This window comes from Paenibacillus pedocola (assembly GCF_031599675.1).
GTDB classification, from domain to species: domain Bacteria; phylum Bacillota; class Bacilli; order Paenibacillales; family Paenibacillaceae; genus Paenibacillus_AQ; species Paenibacillus_AQ pedocola.
Genome location: NZ_CP134223.1, coordinates 3,584,269 through 3,603,950 on the forward strand (window position 1 = coordinate 3,584,269; position 19,682 = coordinate 3,603,950).

Below are 19,682 nucleotides of genomic sequence, written 5' to 3' on the forward strand. Positions count from 1 at the left end.
CTTCATCACTCTTTCCTTGTTTCGTGGCTCAAATAAGCTACAGATGGATACGTTCCTGCGAAGTCAGACGGCGTCCTTTGACATCATGTTTAATTCTGCCGTCTTCCAGTACCCATAAACGTGTGGCATACCGTTCCGCTAGCTCCAGCGGCAGCACGGTCACTACCGTAAGCCCTGTTTCTTTGCACAGCTTGCGCAAGGTCTCCAGAACACTTTCCGCTGTCTTCGGGTCAAGACCGGTTACCGGTTCATCAGCCAGAATCACCTTCGCTCCATGCACAAGCGCACGGGCAATCGCCACCCGCTGGCGCTCACCGCCGCTGAGCTGGCTGGTCTTCATTTTAGCTTTATCAAGCAGCCCGAGCAAATCGAGCTCGTCCATCGCGCCCATATAATCATCCGAGCGGACCATCCCCGTGACCATCCGCCACAGCGGAGTCTGTGAAGATTGGCCGATCAAAACATTCTTCAGTGCAGTGCGGTTCGGATTCAGCTCCGCATTCTGCTCCAGATACGCCCACTCGCGGCGGATCTTCCGTCTGCCGGTGAACATATTTCCCCGAACGTTAACCCCGTCTACTCTAAAGTTCCCCTTGTCCCATTTCTCGCGCAGCGCCAGGCAGCGCAGCAGCGTCGACTTGCCGCTTCCGCTGGCTCCCAGCAGCACAACCAGTTCACCCGGTTCTAATTGAAAGCTAATATCCCGCAGAACAGGAAGTTTATCCTCCCCGACTGCTTTGGCTAAATGTTCAACTGTGATCATAGTTCAGCCTCTCCCTGTCTTCATCTCTAATCTATAGTGTACTCTGAAAGCGGGATCAATTTCCATGCGGACATCCGTTCTTATCTTACCTCAATTCAGCTGCCGTGGCGAGAATAATAACCCCGCTAAGCCGAACAATATATAGAAACCGCCAAGCAGCGCGAACACACCGCCGCCCCAGCCGAACTCAAGCAGCAGGCCGCCAAGACCCGGACCGATTATACTGCCGACACTATAATGAAACGAAGAAACCACATTGGCAGCGGGCAGCAGATTACGCGGCAGAATATCTGCTGCATAGCTAAGTCCCAGTGAGAAAAAGGAACCGACAAGCCCGCCGGCCACCATCAGCAGCAGCAAGGTCAGCAGAAAATGATCTCCTGCAAGCGGCAGCAGCGTAAAGCCCAGCCCGCCGGCCACACCGGCAAAAATCAGTATTTTCTTCCGCCCGTACCGGTCACTCCACAGTCCCAGCGGCAGCTGAAGTACCAGGCCGCCAATGCCTGCGAATGGCAGCAGCGCAGCGATCTGATCCGTGCTGAAGCCTGTGCGCAGTCCATACACCGGGAAATTACTGTTCAGGCTCGCCTCCATATAGCCGTATAGCAGGGCCGGAATCAGTGCATACCAGGCTAACTGGTAGCTCCGTCCAAACCGTCTGGCCTGGCCCTCCCCATGCTCTACTTTATCCGGATGGGAGTCAGGCAGCTTGAGCAGAACCAGCAGCAGAACGAGCACAAACAAGCCGGCAAGGATCAGGAAAGGCGCGGCCTGGCCAAACCGCAGCAGGCTTATGCCAAGCGGCCCGAGGCTGAAGCCCAGGCCGTAGGACATCCCGTAAAGCGAGAGATTACGGCCCCTGTGTTCCGCGGGTGTCATAAGCAATACCCAGAGCTGAGCAGCATAATTAATGGCGGAGTCGCCGATGCCGACGAGCAGACGCAAAATAAACCAGGCCTTGATACCGGGCAGCAGCGGGAACAGAAGCAATGTCACCAGCACAAGGCTGATTCCGGAAGCAATCAGTTTCTTAAAGCCGATTGCGCCTAGTACCCGTTCAGCCACAAGGGTCATAGCGAACGACCCGACATAAAGGGCCGCGGCGTTAAGCCCGTTAAGAGAGGAAGAGACTCCTTTTTGCTCCAGGAGAATGGAGAGCACCGGCAGCAGCAGCCCTTGGCTGAGCCCGGCGGCGATAATAACCGTAATAAGGATGATGTAATTCAGCCTGCTGTTCAAATGAAGTGAAGCCTCCTAAAAGTTTTGTGAGTATATGCTTCCTTGATTAGTTCTTCCAATAAAACTTGCTTCTGAAGACAAACACCGAACATTATAGTGGACAACCTTCTTCAAAACAAGAGATAATATATAGAAGTGACCGATTTCCTGGGGGTGCATGCTGCATGAGTTATGAACTGAAAATTGATGTTTCACCTGTATACGAACTGCTCGACAGTTTCATGTTATATGTAACTAGAAAATGGATTTCCAATCTGGATATGGGTCCCGACTGGATTCGTGATATTGACGGCCGCATTCCTCCGCAGCAGGTAACTGCGCTCAGACAGGCAGCCGATTGGCCTTTTACCGATTATGATGTGCTCTATGTCTGGGCTTACCACCGCCAGCCGGCATCGAAGGTGACGCAGTTTCTGGAGGAGCTCGAAGCTTCTTCACTACAGGAATGTTTTGAACGCACAGCGCCGCTTTTCCCCAACTTTACAATAGAAGAATGCGCGCGGATCAAAAAAGACTATCCCCCGCTTCTGCAGCTATGGTATGAGCAATACTTCCGCCATGTGGAGCCAAAGCTCCTGCCCATACTCATCGAAGACGCTTCAGAGAAAAAGATGCTCGAGAGCAAAATGGGCGCTGCTGCCCTGATTGAGTATGCATCCGGCGGCGTGGTGATCGAGGATATCCCTGATCTGCGGACAGTGGTGCTCCTGCCTACCATACATAACCGGCCGATCAACATGTATTGCTTCTACAATACCCTGATGATTATTCAGTATCCTGTAGATGTTCCCTCGGACAATGAGGACGAACCGCCTACCGTGCTGCTGCGCCTGACCAAGGCGCTGTCTGATCCGACCAGGCTCCGGCTGCTCCGCTATGCGGCCCATGAGCCCAAAACACTGTGGGAGCTGCAGTCTGACCTGAACCAGACCAGTGATATGCTGATGCATCATTTACTTATGCTGCGTGTCGCGGGCCTGCTGCGGGTCCATCTAGGCAGTGAAGGCGAAGGCAACGAACGCTATAGTGTACGTCCGGACGGCGCCTCAGACCTGCAAATGTTCTTAGAGTCGTATATTCGTTTATAATAGTTATACACAGACAGAGACAGCTGACAAAATTTATAGGAGTGAGCGTTATGAAATATTTGACACAACAAGTTATCTTCGATCTGGACGACACCCTGGTCCACTGCAATAAATATTTTGACCTCATTCTGGGGCAGTATTTCGAACTGATGTCCGATTGGTTCAGCGAGTTCGGACCCACAACCAGCGAATTCCGCAGCAAGCAGGTGGAAATCGACGTGGAGACGGTAAGTACCAGCGGTCTTGCCAGCGACAATTTCCCGAAATCCCTGATTGCCACCTACCGCTTTTTCTGCGCCAAATATAACCGTGCGGCCGATCCCTATCAGGAAAAGCAGCTGATGAAGCTCGGTCTCAGCGTCTACGACCAGGAAGTCGAAGCTTATCCGGGCATGGTGGAGACACTCGATGCGCTGAAGCATGACGGTCATGACCTGTACCTCTATACCGGCGGGGACGATACGATCCAGCAGCGTAAAATTGAGCAAATGAAGCTCGACGTTTATTTTGGCGACCGGATTTTTATCCGCCAGCATAAAAATATCGAATCGCTTGAGAATATTCTGACTTCTTATCCTTTTGAACGGAAACGTACCTGGATGATCGGCAATTCACTGCGCACGGATGTGCTCCCGGCCCTGACTGCGGGCATCAACAGCATCTATCTGAAGCAGCAAAATGAATGGCTCTACAACCTGATCGAACTTCAGCGGGAAATGCAGCAGTCGGTCCTGACCATTTCCTCTATTCATGAGGTCCCTCCGGTCATCCGCTCGGCATCGCAGCGCAAAAACCACGGCTGATAATAGACCAGGCCTTCTGTTAGAAATGCCATAGGCAGCCTGCACCCGGTGTGTTTATACTGTTTGAGTAGATTTTTCATCTCATGCAGGAGGTAGAAATGAACAAGAACGCGAATCCTAAACACACACTGAATAAGATGACCTCCCGTACCCCCGCAACGGGCAACAAACGTCTTCTGCCGATGCTGCTGGGCGTCGTGGTGGTCATCCTGATCATTGCACTGGTCTATGTCACTACAGGCGGCAAAGCCAGCGACAGCGATGTTTTTGAGGGGCTGCCCAACTACACGGATGTCAAAGGCACTATTGTGGTTGACGGGCTGAAGGTTGAGAAGCAGCCGCATCTCGGCAGCGGGAACGCCAAGGTCAAGGTCATTGAATTCGCCGATTTCAAATGCCCGGCCTGCAAGAAGTGGACAGCAACTTATCTGGATACCTTCATTAAGGATTATGTAGACACCGGGAAAGCGGATTTCTACTTCATGAATTTCGCCTTTATTGACCGGGACTCCTATCTGGCAGCAAGTGCCGGGGAAGCTATTTATAAACAAAGCAACGAAAAGTTCTGGGAATACGTCCATAAGCTATATGCTAATCAAGGCGACGAAAGCAAAATTTGGGCAACGCAAAAATTCATCCTTAATTTCGTCAAAGAGAACATCGGGGGCATTGATTACGCCCGGTTTGAGCAGGACGTGAAGAACCACACCTATATGTACGATGTTAAGGAAGACTTCAAAATTGCCGGAGCCTACGGCGTAAACGGCACACCTAAATTCATGGTGAACGGTGTTCTGCTGAAGGATTCCTCTTACGAGGGGCTTACCGCAGCGGTGGAGAGCGGACTGGCCGAAACCGCCAAGTAACCCCGCATCATTTAAGCACTCCAGCAAAAAGATAAGGATGCAGCACGGCAGGGAATCCCTGGCCCGGGCCGCATCCTTTTTGGTATTTCTTCAAGGAAAATCTATTAGATCATTCGATGCTAAGCTGCCCCGTATCCATATTGGCCAGTACCAGCTTGCCTTCGAGCGGAGCACCGTCCTCAGCTGTCAGCTTCAGCTTGCCGGTTCTGCCTTTTTCAATCAGCGCCTTCACCTGGGCGTCGGTAAGTGTCCGGCCATGATTTTCTTTCCAGATTACAAATTTACAGCCTTCTTTATAGTGCGAGCAGCCATATCCTTTACGCCCCATGAAGATTGTTCCCCCGCAGCCGGGACGCGGGCAGGCTCCGATGATCTTCGGTCCAGTATCTGCTGCCGTCTCAGCACCAGCTTTAGGCTGCCCTGCACCTGCGGTTGTACCGGCAGAAGCACTGCCTCCTGCTCCACTGCGTTTGCGGGAGGCGCCGGCTGTCCTGTCCGGGCTTGCCTTGGCTACTGAGCCGCCGCTCCGCCCTTTGGAACCTGCCTTAATTGAAGGCGTTTCGCCTTCAAAGGAGGTTTTGGACGCGCGCGACTGAACACGAACCTTCTCTACGATCATCGAGGCGAAACGTTTGACATTCTCCATAAACTGGCCGTCCGCCGCCGTACCTCTGGCAATTTCATTCAGACGCCGTTCCCATTGTCCGGTCATTTCCGGTGAGGTCAGCAGCTCAATCCCCGCTCCGCGGATCAGCTCAATCGCTGTCCGTCCCTTTTGGGTAATCGCGATCTTTTTGCCCTGCATTTCAATGTAGCCGACGTTCTTCAGCCGCTCAATCGTTGCTGCCCGGGTAGCCGGAGTGCCGAGACCTGAATCCTTCATGGCATCGCGCAGCTCCTCGTCCTCTATCTGCTTGCCTGCGCTTTCCATCGCTTTGAGCAGGGTCCCTTCAGTATAATGCTTAGGCGGCTGCGTGTCTTTTTCCTTAACTACCGCATCGCTGCAGAGCACCTCGTCCGTCGGGGAGATGGAGAACGGCTCGTTCACCTCAATCTCCTCTTCCTCCTCGTCTTCCTTGCCCTTCCCCTTAGCCGGCTTCGCTTTATCCTTCTTCTGGTCGCCGTAAATGACCTTCCAGCCGAGACTCAGCAGTTCTTTGACCGTCGTTTTGAAGCTCTCTCCTTCAACTTCAGTAAAGACCGTATGCACCTTATACTCCGCAGCCGGATAGAACTGTGACAGAAAGCGCCGTACAATCAGGTCATACAATTTAGCCTCATCTGCGCTTAGCCCCGATGCTTTGCGGTTCGTCGGCAAAATGGCATGGTGGTCTTCCACCTTTGACGGATTGCAGATAAATTTATTGCCTTTATGGACCAGATTGCGGTTCGCACCTTTTACCCATTCGTCATAGGAAGTCCCTTGCAGCGCAGACAGCGTCTTATGCATCTCAGGGATGTTCTGCTCGGTTACATAGTTGGAGTTGGTCCGCGGATAGGAGATCACCTTATGCTTCTCGTAGAGCGCCTGCGCGATATCGAGTGTTTTTTTGGCGGAGAAAGCGTATTTCCCGTTCGCCTCACGCTGCAGCAGCGTCAAATCGTACAGTTTGTTCGGATACTCTTTGGTGTCCTTGACCTCATACGAAGCAACACGCCCCGGTTTCCCCTTGACCTTGGCAGCCAGCGCTTCCGCCTTCGCACCGTCGGTCAGACGGTCCCCCTGCCACATGCCTTTATAAGCTACCTCGTTCTGCGTAAAATGCCCCTCGACTTCAAAAAACTTAAGCGATGAAAAAGCTTCAATCGTCTTCTGGCGGTCATAAATCAGCGCAAGCACCGGCGTCTGCACCCGGCCCACGGACAGCAGTACATTATGCTTCGTGGTAAATGCGCGGGAACCGTTCATCCCGATCAGCCAGTCCGCCTCACTGCGCGCCCTGGCGGCTTTGGTCAGATTCTCATACTCCGAGCCATCCTTCAGCTCCTGGAATCCTTTGCGGATCGTCTCCGGTGTCAGGTCGGAAATCCACAGCCGCTTCACCGGCTGGCCCAGCTGCAAATGCCGCTGAATCAGCGAAAAAATATGCTGCCCCTCCCGCCCGGCATCACAGGAGTTGACCAGCAGATCGCTGCGTTTGGCCAGCTCGCCGATCACCTTCAGCTGATCAATTGTGCGGGCGTTCGGCACCAGCTTGAACTGGTCGGGAATGATGGGTAAGTCGTTAATATTCCACTTTTTGTATTTGTCGTCATAAGCTTCCGGTTCGGCGAGTCCGATGAGATGACCGATCGCCCAAGTAATGATGTACTGCTCCCCTTCTAAATAGGAACGGTAATTTTTGGCCTTCGGTTCTATTGCGGCGGCGATATTCCGCCCCATATCCGGTTTTTCCGCAATAATGAGTGTCTTCAAAAAAAATCGCTCCTTAACCTTCAATCTTCCAAAATGCGTCCAGTTTTCTATTATACCATTATGTTAAACGAAATTCCTGCTAATAATCAGTATAATCATTAAGAGGGAGACGCGGAATAAGCTTGGGTAAGCCCTTGAAAGTTAGCATGGAGCCATTACTGCATTATGCAAAATAACGAAGAGAACACTCCGGACGGGGATTGCTTATTTCAGCTGCTCTCTTAATACCGCTCCGAGCTCGGAGGTGTAGCGGGTTAATCTCAGGCTTATTTCCGTCCGCATGACATCACGGGTCAGTCCAAACCGCTCCTGGTAGCCGCGAAACAGAATTTTATAGTACAACAAGAAATCCTCCTGCTCATCCTCCAGCACTTTTATATTCCGCTGCTTGAGTTCTCGCTGCAGACGGTAGGTATCCTGCATTACCCGATTCTGGATATACCGTCCGGCCATTAAATACGTCCGGGTAAGCATGTTGCCCGACCTGTCAACCTCCTGCATACTCTTGCTGACCATGGTGTCTATGTAAGGAAGCAAAATAAGATCCCGGACCATCGTGCGTTCCAGGGTAGTGAGCATCTTCCCGCTGTCGCCCTCTTCCTTATCCTTTTGCTCATACAGCTCTACATGCTCAGTCATTAACATTTTGGTTTTCCACCTCTCGTTTCCGTTTAGTTTGCTCATTTATAATGCCCCCCAATCTGTTCGGCGCGTTCCAGAGCAACCCCGGATTCAAGCAAGGAGGACGCGCGGATCAGCGCTTTGCTGCCATACCGTGTTTTGATCTGATCGATGGTACGCTCTCTTCTATACGTCCGTTCCCGGTCGTCAAACAGCGTAAGCTGCAGGACACTGTCATCGGTCAAATGGGAAATAGATATAGATAAACGGCTTAAAGGCATCCCGGTCCAATGGTCGATAAACAGGTGATAAGCCGCTGCTGCAATCTCGTGAGTCAAGGACGACGGCTCCGGCAGGGTCATCTGACGGCTATACGAATTGGACCTGTTACCGTCTGTTTCCGAGACTGCAATAGATACCACTGATCCCATATACCGGTACCGCCGTGCCCGCTGGCAAACCTCAATGACCAGCTCCAGCAGGACGACCTCAATATCCTCCAGCCGGGTGTACAGGTTCCAGCGCAGCGCCTTCCCGTGACCCACCGATTTGATCTGATGGCGGATTCCTGTTACTACCGGGCTAGGATCAATACCGCGGGCAGTCTGCCAATAATACTCCGCCTGGATATCGCTCTGTTTGCCCATTGTCATACGCATTCTCCGCTTAAACTCACCCAGCTCCATCCGCGCAATGTCACCAATGGTGGTTATCCCCATACGATAGAAGTTTTTGCTCATCCGGCCGGCCACCATAAACATTTCATGTACCGGCAAAGGCCAGAGCTCTTCAGACAAATTGTCATACCCGAGCCGGAAAATCCCGCCTTCCCGCTTCTTCGACAGGTTGTTTGCCATCTTGGCAAGTATTTTTGTCGGTCCGATCCCTACCCTGGTCCAGACACCGGTGGATAACAGGACATGCTGCTGGATGCTGCGAATAATCTCCTGCGTTCCTCCCCCAAAAAAGGTCAACGAGCCCGTCACATCCAAGAACTGCTCATCGATGCTGAAAGGCTCCACAAGGTCCGTATATCCATGGTAAATTTGCGAAATAAGCAGTGATACCTTTATATAAGTACTCATTCGCGGCCGTATAACCACAAGTCCGGGGCACTTGGCCATGGCTTCACCCACACGTGAGGCGGTGGTTACACCCTGGGCCTTGGCGATGGGGCAGGCTGCGAGGACAATGCCGTTCATCCGCGTCGGATCCCCCACTGCGACAGGCTTATCTTTATATTCAGGGTGAGCAGCTTTTTCAACGCTGGCGTAAAAGGATTGGCAGTCCGACAGTAAAATAATCCGCTCTTTAGACATAGCGTTTCTCCTGTAACGGTTGCCCTGGCAGCATTTCGTCACAGCTGCCGCAAACCTTGATCTTCCGCTGAGTAATCTTGCCGGCATTGTCCAGGTATATGAGTTCAAGTGTTTGGCCGATACTCATTCTCACGATTGATCGCCTCCGCAAATATAAGAACATTTGTTTGTATTATAACCACGATAGGGATTTTTAAGCAATGGTTTGATTTTCCACGCCAAAAAAAATCCCCCGCCAGCCATTTAAGGTTGACGGGGAAGGAATACGAACGGTTAAAGTGGACTACTTACCAATATAAGCACAGTAATAGGCAGCGGTGTCTGCAGAACCATTCAAACAGCCTCCGCCTTCGGGTTAGCTGTTCTTACTTCCTCTGTGCTGTACTTATCCGGGAGAGCGCCTCTGCGATGCTAATAACTTCCTTCGCACTGCTTCTGCGGTCCCAATACTCTATCTTGCGCTCACCGGCAGACTTGCCGACGACCAGCACAACCGGAATGCCAATCAGACCGGCATCCTTGAATTTAACCCCTGCCCGTTCATCCCGGTCATCCAGCAGCGTCTCAATCCCTTGCCGGGTCAGTTCACCGTATAATTCTTCAGCCAGTGCAGTCTGTTCTGTGTCTTTGGCGGACATCTGGAGGATATGAACACGGTATGGCGCAAGGCTCTCAGGCCAGATAAGACCCTCCTCATCCCGGCTCTGTTCAGCGACTGCCGCCAGCAGACGTGAGACGCCAATGCCGTAACAGCCCATGATCATTGGCTTACTCCGGCCGGAGGCATCCAGGTAGGCGGCACCCAGCTTCTCACTGTATTTGGTACCGAGTTTGAAAACATGGCCGATTTCGATACCCTGCTGGAAGTGCAATACGCCACATTCGCATTTTGGACAAGCCTCTCCTTCTACGGCATTGCGCAAATCAGCCACATGCTCCAGCGGAAAGTCACGTCCAGGTACAACGGACCGCAGATGATAATCCTTTTCCCCCGCTCCCGCTATCCCCTCCGCCATTGCGGCAACAGCTGTGTCAATGACCAGCGGCAGCTGCAGTCCGACCGGCCCGACAAATCCGCTCTCCACTCCGGCAGCAGCCAATACATTACTATATTCAGCGAGGGATACCTCGTTAACGCCGACAGCTTTGGCTACCTTAATCTCATTAACCTCATGATCACCCCGCACAAGTACGGCAAAAGTTTTGCCGTCCCCTTCATAAATCAAGGTCTTGATGATACCCTCCGGCTTAATCTGCAGCTGCTCTTCCAGCTGGGCAATCGTCCGCAATCCTGGTGTATGGAATTTCTCCGCAGCCGCCCACTCCGCCAAGTCCGCATGGATCGCAGCCGCTGGCCTGCTTACCTCAGCCTGCTCAAGATTGGCCGCATAATCACAAGCTGAGCAAACGGCGATCGTATCCTCACCGATATCGGACAGCGCCATAAATTCGTGATTCTCCCCTTCACCGCCGATCGCTCCGGCATTCGCCTGGACGGCCTTGAAATGCAGCCCGCAGCGGGCAAATATCCGCTCGTACGCCTCGTACATCAGCACATAGGCAGCATCCAGCCCTTCCCAATCTGTATCAAAGGAATACGCATCCTTCATCAAAAATTCCCTGCCCCGCAGCAGACCTGACCGCGGCCGGCGTTCATCACGGAACTTGGTCTGAATCTGGTACAGTGTAACCGGCAGCCTGCGGTAAGAACTGATTTCACCACGGACGAGTGCGGTAATCACTTCTTCATGGGTCGGTCCAAGCACAAATTCCCGTTCATGGCGGTCCTGGAGCTTGATCAGGTCTTTGCCGTATACCTCATAGCGTTCCGATTCCTTCCACAGCTCAGCGGGCAGCATGGAGGGGAGCAGCACCTCCTGGGCTCCGGTAAGCTCCATTTCCTCCCGCACAATATTCTCGATCTTGCGCAGCACCCGGCGTCCCAGCGGCAGATAAGTATAAATACCGGCCGCGAGCATGCGGATGTATCCGGCCCGCAGCAGCAGCTGATGGCTAGCTGTTTCGGCTTCAGCCGGCGCTTCGCGGAGAGTAGTCACTAATAGTTTGCTTTGGCGCATAATAATCAACCTCTCTGATTGGATCAGACCTCTCTGGGTCTGCCTTATGGTCTGGAACGCAAAAAAGACACATCCGTCAGGGACGAATATGTCGTGTTACCACCCTAGTTCAACCGTCAGGCTAAGCCTGGCAGTCCTCTATCCGGATAACGGCCGGGGCCGGCAGCACTTCAAAACTCAATACTGCAGCTTCCAAGGCAGGGTGCGCTTCCATCGCTAATTGAAGGACCTTTCAGCCGGTGAGTCCTCTCTCTGTTCTAACGAATTCAGAAAACGCAGATCCTTGATCAACGCTGTTACGTGATTAATATGGTATTCAATGTATATGATATTGCGGAACGCGTCAAGCCTGTCATGAAAATGCCATGAACGGAGCAGCTCATCCCGAAGTTTTTGATGGCTCGGCATAATGAAAGTAAAAAAATGTAAATAAAATTTTTCTTATTCATGATCTTACATATGAAATTATTGTGACTTTATACCGAATATATGATTAGAGCATATCCAGGGCTACTTCAGCCTTTATGCACCCAAGGAGGAGTCATTGCTATGTATACAAAAATAAAACGCCTTATCCGCCAATTCACGTCGCATTCGCTGCAAAGGAAAATGATGCTGCTCTTCGCCATTATGCTGATTATACCAGTCGTCACGGTAAGCTATTTTTCCTATACCACCTCCAGCAAGCAATTGGAGTTCAGAATGCAGGAAGCCACGCACACAAGCGTTGACATGCTGGCCAATAATATCAGTGAAACGGTAACTGCTGCCAAGCAGAATGTACAGCAGCTTAGCCAGCAGCTGGTCTCCGCCAATCTTGACAACAAGACTGCCGAGACCCGTACACTGATTGATTTATTCGTGAAGGAACATCCGGAGCTTGAAATTCTTACTTCGGGGAATGAGAACGGAGCCTGGATGAAGTCACCTGACCCCGGCAAGCAGGATTATGATCCGCGCACCCGCGACTGGTACATCGAAGCGATGAAAAATCCCGGTAAAGTCACACTCACCGGTCCAAGTATATCTGTAACTACCGGCAACTACACCCTGTTCATCTCAGAATCACTAAAAGACGGCAAGGGGGCCGTTGCTACCACTCTCAATCTGAAAGTGATAGGTGAACGGATCAGCAATATTAAGCTTGGCAAAGACGGCTATTACTTTGTGGTTGACCGGAATAACAAGTTTGTCTCCCACCCGGTCAAAAAAGCCGGCGATGATATTGTGGATGATGTCGCTAAGCTTTTGGTTAATGACAGCGGCAGCTTATCCTATACCGCTCCCGATACCGGGGTGGAGATGCGCGGTTATTATACTACCGACCCTACGACAGGCTTTATTGTCGTTGGTGTGCTTCCCGCCCAAGAGTTCTCGGATGCTGCTTTACCGATTGTCTACACGAGCTCAATTGTCCTGGGAATCGCGCTGGTTATCTCCCTGATCCTGATGTTCTTTGTCGTAAGAGCAATCTCCCGGCCGATCAGCAGGCTGAACCACTCCGCCCGCCGTGTGAGTGAGGGGTACCTGAATGAACAGATTAAGATTGACCGTGCCGATGAAATCGGCGAGTTAGCCAAGAACTATAATCTCATGGTGGAATCGCTGCGAAATATCGTGACAGACATCTCGGATACTTCCGGCCTCTTGGCGGCATCCAGCCAGCAGCTGACGGCTACGACCGAAGAGAATGCTAAGGCTACCGCCTATGTGGCTGAGCTCGTTCAGGATTCAGCCTCCGGAGCCGATACACAGACTTCGGCGATGATCGAGACTTCCCGGGCCATGGAGGAAATGTCCGCCGGAATCCAAAAAATTGCCGAAGCCGCAGCTTCCATCGTCAATTCCTCGGGAGACACCGAAGCCGATGTCCACAGCGGCAGCCAGAAGATCGAACAGGTCAGCCGCCAAATGGATGCTATCCGCGAGTCCACTCACCTGTCTTCGGAGCTGATCGGACAATTGAACGGTTTAAACACACAGGTGTCGGCGATGAGCAGTGCGATCTCTAACATTGCTGTGCAGACTAATCTGTTGTCACTCAATGCCGGGATTGAAGCTGCACGCGCCGGAGAACACGGCAGAGGATTCGCCGTAGTTGCAACCGAAGTACGCAAACTTGCCGATCAGTCCAAGTCCACTGCCGGTAATATCCAGGAAACGATTGAGCAAATGACAGTGCTGATTGACCAAACCTATGAAGCGATTCATCACCGGGTTGCCGCTGATGTGGATCTGGGCATTCAAGTGATGGACGAAGCAAAAGCAGCTTTCGTGAATATTGAACAATCCACTGCCAGAATCAACGGCCAGATCCATGACATCTCGGCAATTACCGAAGAAATGTCTGCCGGGGCTGAGGAAGTTGCCGCATCGGTTGTAGAGATTTCGAACATCTCGCGTACCACATCCGACGCTCTACAGAATGTTACGGCGGCAACAGAGCAGCAGCTCGCCTCGATGGATGAGATCACCACTTCTTCCGGTGAGCTGTCCAAAATGGCCGGTGACCTGCAGCAAAAAATCGAACGCTTCAAGCTGGAGGAGTAGGCAAATCGCCTATCCTTCCTCCCCTTCCGGCGGATCCGCCATACCACAAAAAGCCGTCCCTCCAATTCCATTGGGGGGACGGCTTTTTTAGATCCGGCTGAAATATAATTTAGACGAGAACGGTCGATCCCATCAAATATTTGTCAACCTCACGAGCGGCTTCGCGGCCTTCATTAATGGCCCAGACCACGAGACTTTGCCCACGGCGCATGTCGCCGGCGGCAAAGACCTTATCCACATTCGTGTTGAACTTGCCGTAACGGGCTTTCACATTGCTGCGGCGGTCCGTATCCAGGTTCAGCTCCTGAATGATATCCTGTTCCGGTCCGTCGAAGCCGATCGCGATCAGCGCGAGCTGAGCCGGATATACCGCTTCTGTTCCCGGAATAGGCTGATAGATCTTGCGGCCCGTTTCATCCACCATGCGGCGGATTTGCACGGTGTGCAGCTCTTTCAGGTTGCCTTCCTCATCACCGACGAATTTAGTAGTCATGATGGAGAATTCACGCGGATCATCGCCAAAGATTGCTTTGGCTTCCTGCTGTGCATAGTCAAGTGTGTACACATTCGGGAATTGCGGCCACGGGTTCGCGATCGGGTCGCGCTCCAGCGGTGCTTTTTCATGCGTACCGAACTGGGTGATGCTATTACAGCCATGCCGCAGAGAAGTCGCCACACAGTCGGAACCTGTATCCCCGCCGCCCAGTACAATCACATCTTTGCCTGCCGCAGATACGTAATTGCCATCCTCCAGATTGGAGTTCAAATAGCTCTTAATCGTGCCGTTCAGGTAATCCATCGCGTACATTACACCGTTCAGCTCGCTGCCTTCTACATTGAACCGGCGCGCTTTGGTCGCTCCGCCGCACAGGACAACAGCATCGTATTCGTCAACCAGCTGCTGGGCAGGGATATCCTTGCCAATCTCTGTATTCACTACGAAGTTGATGCCTTCAGCAGCCAGCAGATCAACCCGGCGCTGTACCACGCGCTTATCAAGCTTCATGGTAGGAATACCATATGTCAACAAACCGCCGACGCGGTCGCTGCGTTCAAATACAGTCACTGTATGTCCGGCTTTGTTAAGCTGAGCGGCTGCCGCAAGGCCTGCCGGGCCGGAGCCGACGATGGCTACTCTTTTACCGGTGCGTTTCTCAGGAGGATTAGGGACTACCCAGCCTTCCTCAAAGCCTTTATCAATGATTGCAAGCTCAATCGTCTTAATTGTAACCGGCTGGCCGATCAGGCCGACGGTACAGGAACCTTCACAAGGTGCAGGACAGATGCTGCCCGTAAATTCAGGGAAATTATTCGTCTTGTGCAGACGCTCCAGCGCTTCCTTCCACAGTCCCCGGTAAACCAGATTGTTCCACTCGGGAATCAGGTTGTGGACCGGGCAGCCCGATGTGCCGCCGGACATGTCAATGCCGGTATGGCAATAGGGGGTTCCGCAGTCCATGCAGCGGGCGCCCTGCGTCCGAAGCTCGTCCTCGGTAAGATGATGATGGAATTCTTCCCAGTCTTTGACGCGCTGTTCAGGATCCCGGTCACCTGGGAGCTGGCGCTTATACTCCATAAATCCAGTAGGTGTAGACATATTTACGTTTCCCCCATCCGTTCTCTTCGTGTTGATTATAGTACATTGTAGCATACTGCGGCAGATTCATGTCGATCCAGCGCAATGAAGTACCTGCACATTCTATACTATTTTTAAGTTTAGCAATTCTAATTTTAACTATATTAGCATTCAATACTTTCGCACTGTAATGGATTAATCTGCTGATTATTTGTACTATTTCACATGTTGTGTCAGAGAAAACGCTTTTTCGTTAAGCCGTACGTTGATAAACGTAGAATCGGTAATCATACGGGTTCTGCTCATCGCGAATCCCCTGTATATTGGAGACCTCTTCCCATTCATCCCACTCTACTTCAGGAAACTTCGTCTCTCCCGCAAATTCCTCATCAATTCGGGTCACGATCAGCTTATCGGCATACGGGAGCATCATCCGGTAAATCTCAGCTCCGCCGATGACCATCAGTTCATCTTCTTTGCGTCCTTCGGCCAGCGCTTCCTCCAGTGAATGAATCACTTCCGCCCCTTCCGGCTGAAAGCTGGTATCCCGTGTAATCACGATACTCTTTCTGCCTTTTAGCGGCTTCCCGCCGAGCGATTCCCAAGTTTTGCGGCCCATAAGCATCCGTTTACCGAGAGTCTGCTCTTTGAAGTAGGCGAAATCCCGCGGCAGATGCCATGGCATATCATTATCCTTGCCGATAACGCCATTAGCGCCCATCGCCCAAATCATGCTGATACTCATATTTATGCCCTCCTTGTCAAAGAAACATCATGTCCCCAAAAAGATTAGATTGCGACCGGAGCTTTAATTCCCGGATGGTATACATAATTCTCAAACTCGAAATCTTCAAAAGTATAGTCAAAAATACTCTCCGGCTTTCTGCGAATATTCAGCTTCGGCAACGGATGCGGTTCCCTGGACAATTGGGTAGCCACCTGTTCCAGATGATTTGTATAAATGTGCACATCGCCGCCGGACCAAATGAAGTCGCCAACCTCTAATCCCGTCTGCTGCGCTACCATATGTGTAAGCAGTGCGTAGCTGGCAATATTAAAGGGCAGTCCAAGGAAGGTATCTACAGACCGCATGGTCAGCATGCAGGAGAGCTTGCCGTCCGCTACATAGAACTGGAAGACAAAGTGGCAAGGCGGCAGCTTCATCTCCTCAATCTCGCCTACATTCCAGGCACTGACGATATGGCGGCGGGAGTCCGGGTTGTGCTTGATCGATTCGATCACTGCGGAAATCTGGTCAATCGTCCGGCCATCCTTACTCTCCCAGGCACGCCACTGCGAACCGTACACCGGTCCCAGCTCACCGTTCTCGTCGGCCCATTCATCCCAGATGGAGACACCGTTCTCCTTCAGGTACGAAGTATTTGTATCTCCCTTTAAGAACCACAGGAGCTCGTATACTACTGATTTCAGATGGATTCGCTTGGTTGTAACCAGCGGGAACCCTTCGGACAGATCAAAGCGAAGCTGACGCCCAAATACGGAAATTGTGCCGGTTCCTGTGCGGTCGCTTTTTGTCGTGCCATGATCGAGTACATCCTGAAGTAAATCCAAATATTTACGCAAGGTATTCGCTCCCCTCCCCTTTTTTTCTTCTCCCAGTTTACCATGACCTGACCGCCCTTGTAACTTCCTAAAGCGCAGAAAATGCAATTTCCTGATGATCCCTCACGGTCACCCGCACAGCGATTGCCTCTTCCTGTAAATAGTGGAAACTATGCTGCTTATAAAATCCAATTCCGCCAATTTCAGCTACTCCCAGATCTTCAGCTCCACACGTCCCTCTTCAGCAATCAGCTTAGCCTGTCCTCCTATCGGAAAAGTGATCAGCGGCGAAGTATGTCCAAAATTCACATCGGCGATGACCGGAAGCTGCTGCAGCTCCTTTTTACTCCTAATGATCGTAGACAGTAAATCCGGCGTTATCCGCGATGCCCTTTGAAATCTGCCGATTACCAGCCCTCTGACCTGCTCAAAGCCCGGCTGATGAATCAGAGATTGCAGATCCCGGTCGAAGGTTTCCGGACTGGATTCAAAGTCATCCTCCAGAAACAGAATTGCATCCTTAAGGCTTGGCATAAACTCCGTACCTTGAAGCAAATTCAACGTACATAGATTGCCGCCGATAATGATTCCTTCCGCAGATCCTGGATAGATCGTAACCGGACCAGCATTAGGCTCAAACGTACGATTTTCCTGATCCAAGAACCAAGCATCGTCACTCCACTGTGCAGAGGGTTGTACAAGGATCTCCACGTCCTCCGTCATCATCTGGATAAAGTGCCGGATCGTATATTCATTCCCGTACCGCATGGCTAACGTCGAAAAATGAGGACCCGAATACGTAATCAGTCCGGTTCGGGTGTATATCGCACTTCCTAGCGCTGTAATATCCGAGTATCCGCAGAGACGTTTGGGATTAGCGGCAATCAGCTCATAATCAAGCTCACGCAGCAGCTGGTTACAGTTGTGGCCCCCTAGGGTCGTCAGTATCCCCTTAACCTTAGGGTCACGAAAAGCCTCATGGATATCCTCTACTCTGGAGCTGACAGAAGAGGATGAGAACACATCCAACTCATAAGCATGTTCGGCAAAAGAAACCGTGAACCCGAGCCCCTGGAGCAGCCCTTTAGATGCCTCAATTTGTTCAGGGGCTATGATTCCAAGACTATTGGATGGTGAAATGATGCGGATTTCGTCTCCTGCTTTCAGTTTAGCTGCTTTCATAGCTTTCAAACTGCGCTCTCCGCTATCCATAAGGTCGTGTTTCATTTCAATGCCGAAAGTACGGGCTTCTTGTTCAGAAATTCTTTGCATTCATTAAGCCCTCCAAAATAAAAGTATAATTCTCAAAAAAGGGACTCCCTCCGCCATTATTATGACATAGGAAGTCCCTTCTATGATGTGTCGCTTAAGCAGACGGTGATTTATTATTTCACAACGTGGATTGGGTGGCCTTCTACCAGCTCAGCCGCTTCCATGACGATTTCGCCAAGGGTAGGATGCGCGTGGATTGTCAAAGCGATATCTTCGAGCGTAGCGCCCATTTCAATCGCCAGACCCAGCTCAGCAATCAGGTTGGATGCTTCAATACCCACGATTTGTGCACCCAGTACGAGGTTGTTCTCGCTGTTAGCCACAATCTTGATGAAGCCTTCCGGAGCGTTCAAAGAAACCGCACGGCCATTGCCCGCGAACGGGAATTTGCCGGCTTTTACTTTGTAGCCCTTGTCTTTAGCTTCTTTTTCAGTCAGACCTACGCTGGAGCACTCAGGATCGGTAAATACAACCGCCGGAATGACTTTATAGTCGACAACTGATTTGTGGCCGGAAATCGCTTCTGCAGCGATCTTGCCTTCATAGGAAGCTTTGTGTGCCAGGGCCAGCCCTGGAACGATATCGCCGATAGCATAGATGTTAGGGATATTAGTGCGGCCTTGGTGGTCAACTTTGATCAGACCGCGTTCGTCAAGCTCGACACCGATCAGATCAAGACCCAGTTCACCATCTGTGTTTGGACGGCGTCCAACAGTAACGAGCAGGTAATCCGCTGTAATCTCTTTGGAATCGCCGCCCACGGAGTACTTCACGGTTACTTCCTTGTCGTTCTGAACAGCGCTTTCCGCTTTGGCATTCGTTACGATCTCAATGCCTGTCTTCGCCATGTTCTTGGCAACCAGACGGGTCATATCTTTGTCGAAGCCTGGCAGTACAGTATCCAGACCTTCAATGATCGTTACTTTAGTACCGAATTTGGAGTACATCTGGCCAAGCTCGGCACCGATGTAGCCGCCGCCGATAACGATCATGCTCTTAGGGATCTCAGGCAGATCCAGAGCTTCTGTCGAGGACAGGATACGTCCGCCGAACGGGAAAGGCTTCAGCTCAATCGGACGGGAACCTGTCGCGATGATGCAGTTATTGAATTTGTAGCGCGGGGATTCATGCTCATTGAACAAACGGGCTTCATTTGTGCTGATGAACATAGCTTCTCCGCTAAATACTTCGATTTTGTTACCCTTCATCAGGCTGGTAACACCGGTGGTCATTCTTTTCACGACACCGTTTTTGAATTCCATAGTTTTGGACCAGTCTACCTTAACATTCTCGGCAGTTACACCGAAAACTTCGCCGTGCTGTGCAGCTTCATATTGATGGGCTGCAGAGATCAGGGCTTTGGACGGAATACATCCGCGGTTCAAGCAGACACCGCCGAGCTCCGATTTATCCACGATCAGTACCTTCTGGCCGAGCTGGGCGGCACGAATTGCCGCCACATACCCGCCGGGACCTGCACCAATTACCAATGTGTCGATTTCGATTGAAGCGTCTCCGACTACCATTT

The 19,682-nt window shown here is 51.5% G+C and carries 16 protein-coding genes; 4 read left to right on the forward strand and 12 right to left on the reverse strand.

The features are described 5' to 3' along the window. Positions 1-37: 37 nt before the first annotated feature. On the reverse strand, positions 38-763 hold the full coding sequence (locus QU597_RS15710) for a phosphonate ABC transporter ATP-binding protein (protein WP_310828877.1): 726 nt from the start codon (positions 761-763) through the stop codon (positions 38-40). A gap of 90 nt (positions 764-853) precedes the next feature. Further along, complete coding sequence (locus tag QU597_RS15715) at positions 854-2,002, reverse strand: MFS transporter (protein WP_310828878.1); 1,149 nt, start codon at positions 2,000-2,002, stop codon at positions 854-856. A 164-nt stretch (positions 2,003-2,166) separates the two neighbouring features. On the opposite strand from QU597_RS15715, the gene QU597_RS15720 reads away from it, so the two are divergent. The 3 genes from QU597_RS15720 to QU597_RS15730 all read left to right on the forward strand — a co-directional run bounded on the left by QU597_RS15720 (position 2,167) and on the right by QU597_RS15730 (position 4,759). Next, a complete protein-coding gene (locus tag QU597_RS15720) occupies positions 2,167-3,090 on the forward strand; it encodes an ArsR/SmtB family transcription factor (protein ID WP_206100294.1) in 924 nt (307 codons plus the stop codon). Between the two features lie 50 nt (positions 3,091-3,140). Then, the gene (locus QU597_RS15725; RefSeq protein WP_206100295.1) at positions 3,141-3,893 is read left to right on the forward strand and encodes an HAD family hydrolase; all 753 of its coding nucleotides are present in this window, start codon (positions 3,141-3,143) and stop codon (positions 3,891-3,893) included. Positions 3,894-3,991: 98 nt separating this feature from the next. Beyond that, the gene (locus QU597_RS15730; protein WP_310828879.1) at positions 3,992-4,759 is read left to right on the forward strand and encodes a DsbA family protein; all 768 of its coding nucleotides are present in this window, start codon (positions 3,992-3,994) and stop codon (positions 4,757-4,759) included. A 109-nt stretch (positions 4,760-4,868) separates the two neighbouring features. Here the strand turns inward: QU597_RS15730 and QU597_RS15735 are convergent, their stop codons facing one another. The 5 genes from QU597_RS15735 to QU597_RS15755 all read right to left on the reverse strand — a co-directional run bounded on the left by QU597_RS15735 (position 4,869) and on the right by QU597_RS15755 (position 11,193). Then, positions 4,869-7,175, reverse strand: coding sequence for a type IA DNA topoisomerase (locus QU597_RS15735; RefSeq protein WP_310828880.1), 2,307 nt, complete (start codon positions 7,173-7,175; stop codon positions 4,869-4,871). A gap of 204 nt (positions 7,176-7,379) precedes the next feature. Next, on the reverse strand, positions 7,380-7,859 hold the full coding sequence (locus tag QU597_RS15740) for a YhjD family protein (protein ID WP_310828881.1): 480 nt from the start codon (positions 7,857-7,859) through the stop codon (positions 7,380-7,382). Then, positions 7,856-9,115: a DNA polymerase IV gene (locus QU597_RS15745; protein WP_054940861.1), complete on the reverse strand. Its 1,260-nt coding sequence runs from the start codon at positions 9,113-9,115 to the stop codon at positions 7,856-7,858. The genes QU597_RS15740 and QU597_RS15745 overlap by 4 nt, the downstream gene beginning before the upstream one ends. Continuing rightward, positions 9,108-9,248 carry a hypothetical protein gene (locus QU597_RS15750; RefSeq protein WP_310828882.1) on the reverse strand — a complete coding sequence of 47 codons (141 nt, stop codon included), beginning with the start codon at positions 9,246-9,248 and terminating at the stop codon, positions 9,108-9,110. Before QU597_RS15750 ends, QU597_RS15745 begins: the two co-directional genes overlap by 8 nt. A 232-nt stretch (positions 9,249-9,480) precedes the next feature. Then, a complete protein-coding gene (locus QU597_RS15755; RefSeq protein WP_310828883.1) occupies positions 9,481-11,193 on the reverse strand; it encodes a proline--tRNA ligase in 1,713 nt (570 codons plus the stop codon). 549 nt (positions 11,194-11,742) lie between these two features. Between QU597_RS15755 and QU597_RS15760 the strand changes: the two genes are divergently transcribed. After that, positions 11,743-13,743, forward strand: a complete 2,001-nt coding sequence (locus QU597_RS15760) for a methyl-accepting chemotaxis protein (RefSeq protein WP_310828884.1) — start codon at positions 11,743-11,745, stop codon at positions 13,741-13,743. A 109-nt stretch (positions 13,744-13,852) separates the two neighbouring features. Here QU597_RS15760 and QU597_RS15765 read toward each other — a convergent pair whose 3' ends face one another. The 5 genes from QU597_RS15765 to lpdA all read right to left on the reverse strand — a co-directional run bounded on the left by QU597_RS15765 (position 13,853) and on the right by lpdA (position 19,680). Further along, a complete protein-coding gene (locus tag QU597_RS15765) occupies positions 13,853-15,340 on the reverse strand; it encodes a glutamate synthase subunit beta (RefSeq protein ID WP_206100301.1) in 1,488 nt (495 codons plus the stop codon). 232 nt (positions 15,341-15,572) lie between these two features. Further along, complete coding sequence (locus QU597_RS15770; RefSeq protein WP_310828885.1) at positions 15,573-16,064, reverse strand: dihydrofolate reductase; 492 nt, start codon at positions 16,062-16,064, stop codon at positions 15,573-15,575. Positions 16,065-16,108: 44 nt separating this feature from the next. Then, positions 16,109-16,903 carry a thymidylate synthase gene (gene thyA, locus QU597_RS15775; RefSeq protein WP_206100303.1) on the reverse strand — a complete coding sequence of 265 codons (795 nt, stop codon included), beginning with the start codon at positions 16,901-16,903 and terminating at the stop codon, positions 16,109-16,111. Between the two features lie 186 nt (positions 16,904-17,089). Beyond that, the gene (locus QU597_RS15780) at positions 17,090-18,064 is read right to left on the reverse strand and encodes a S66 family peptidase (RefSeq protein ID WP_310833336.1); all 975 of its coding nucleotides are present in this window, start codon (positions 18,062-18,064) and stop codon (positions 17,090-17,092) included. A gap of 203 nt (positions 18,065-18,267) precedes the next feature. Next, the gene (gene lpdA / locus QU597_RS15785) at positions 18,268-19,680 is read right to left on the reverse strand and encodes a dihydrolipoyl dehydrogenase (RefSeq protein WP_310828886.1); all 1,413 of its coding nucleotides are present in this window, start codon (positions 19,678-19,680) and stop codon (positions 18,268-18,270) included. Positions 19,681-19,682 lie beyond the last annotated feature (2 nt).

What these genes read in the sequence shown, in the direction of transcription:
- QU597_RS15745 (WP_054940861.1), bottom strand. Translation starts at nt 9,115, where the DNA reads ATGTCTAAAGAGCGGATTATTTTACTGTCGGACTGCCAATCCTTTTAC.
- QU597_RS15755 (WP_310828883.1), bottom strand. Translation starts at nt 11,193, where the DNA reads ATGCGCCAAAGCAAACTATTAGTGACTACTCTCCGCGAAGCGCCGGCT.
- lpdA (WP_310828886.1), bottom strand. Translation starts at nt 19,680, where the DNA reads ATGGTAGTCGGAGACGCTTCAATCGAAATCGACACATTGGTAATTGGT.
- QU597_RS15710 (WP_310828877.1), bottom strand. Translation starts at nt 763, where the DNA reads ATGATCACAGTTGAACATTTAGCCAAAGCAGTCGGGGAGGATAAACTT.
- QU597_RS15770 (WP_310828885.1), bottom strand. Translation starts at nt 16,064, where the DNA reads ATGAGTATCAGCATGATTTGGGCGATGGGCGCTAATGGCGTTATCGGC.
- QU597_RS15720 (WP_206100294.1), top strand. Translation starts at nt 2,167, where the DNA reads ATGAGTTATGAACTGAAAATTGATGTTTCACCTGTATACGAACTGCTC.
- QU597_RS15730 (WP_310828879.1), top strand. Translation starts at nt 3,992, where the DNA reads ATGAACAAGAACGCGAATCCTAAACACACACTGAATAAGATGACCTCC.
- QU597_RS15740 (WP_310828881.1), bottom strand. Translation starts at nt 7,859, where the DNA reads ATGAGCAAACTAAACGGAAACGAGAGGTGGAAAACCAAAATGTTAATG.
- QU597_RS15765 (WP_206100301.1), bottom strand. Translation starts at nt 15,340, where the DNA reads ATGTCTACACCTACTGGATTTATGGAGTATAAGCGCCAGCTCCCAGGT.
- QU597_RS15780 (WP_310833336.1), bottom strand. Translation starts at nt 18,064, where the DNA reads ATGAAAGCAGCTAAACTGAAAGCAGGAGACGAAATCCGCATCATTTCA.
- QU597_RS15760 (WP_310828884.1), top strand. Translation starts at nt 11,743, where the DNA reads ATGTATACAAAAATAAAACGCCTTATCCGCCAATTCACGTCGCATTCG.
- QU597_RS15725 (WP_206100295.1), top strand. Translation starts at nt 3,141, where the DNA reads ATGAAATATTTGACACAACAAGTTATCTTCGATCTGGACGACACCCTG.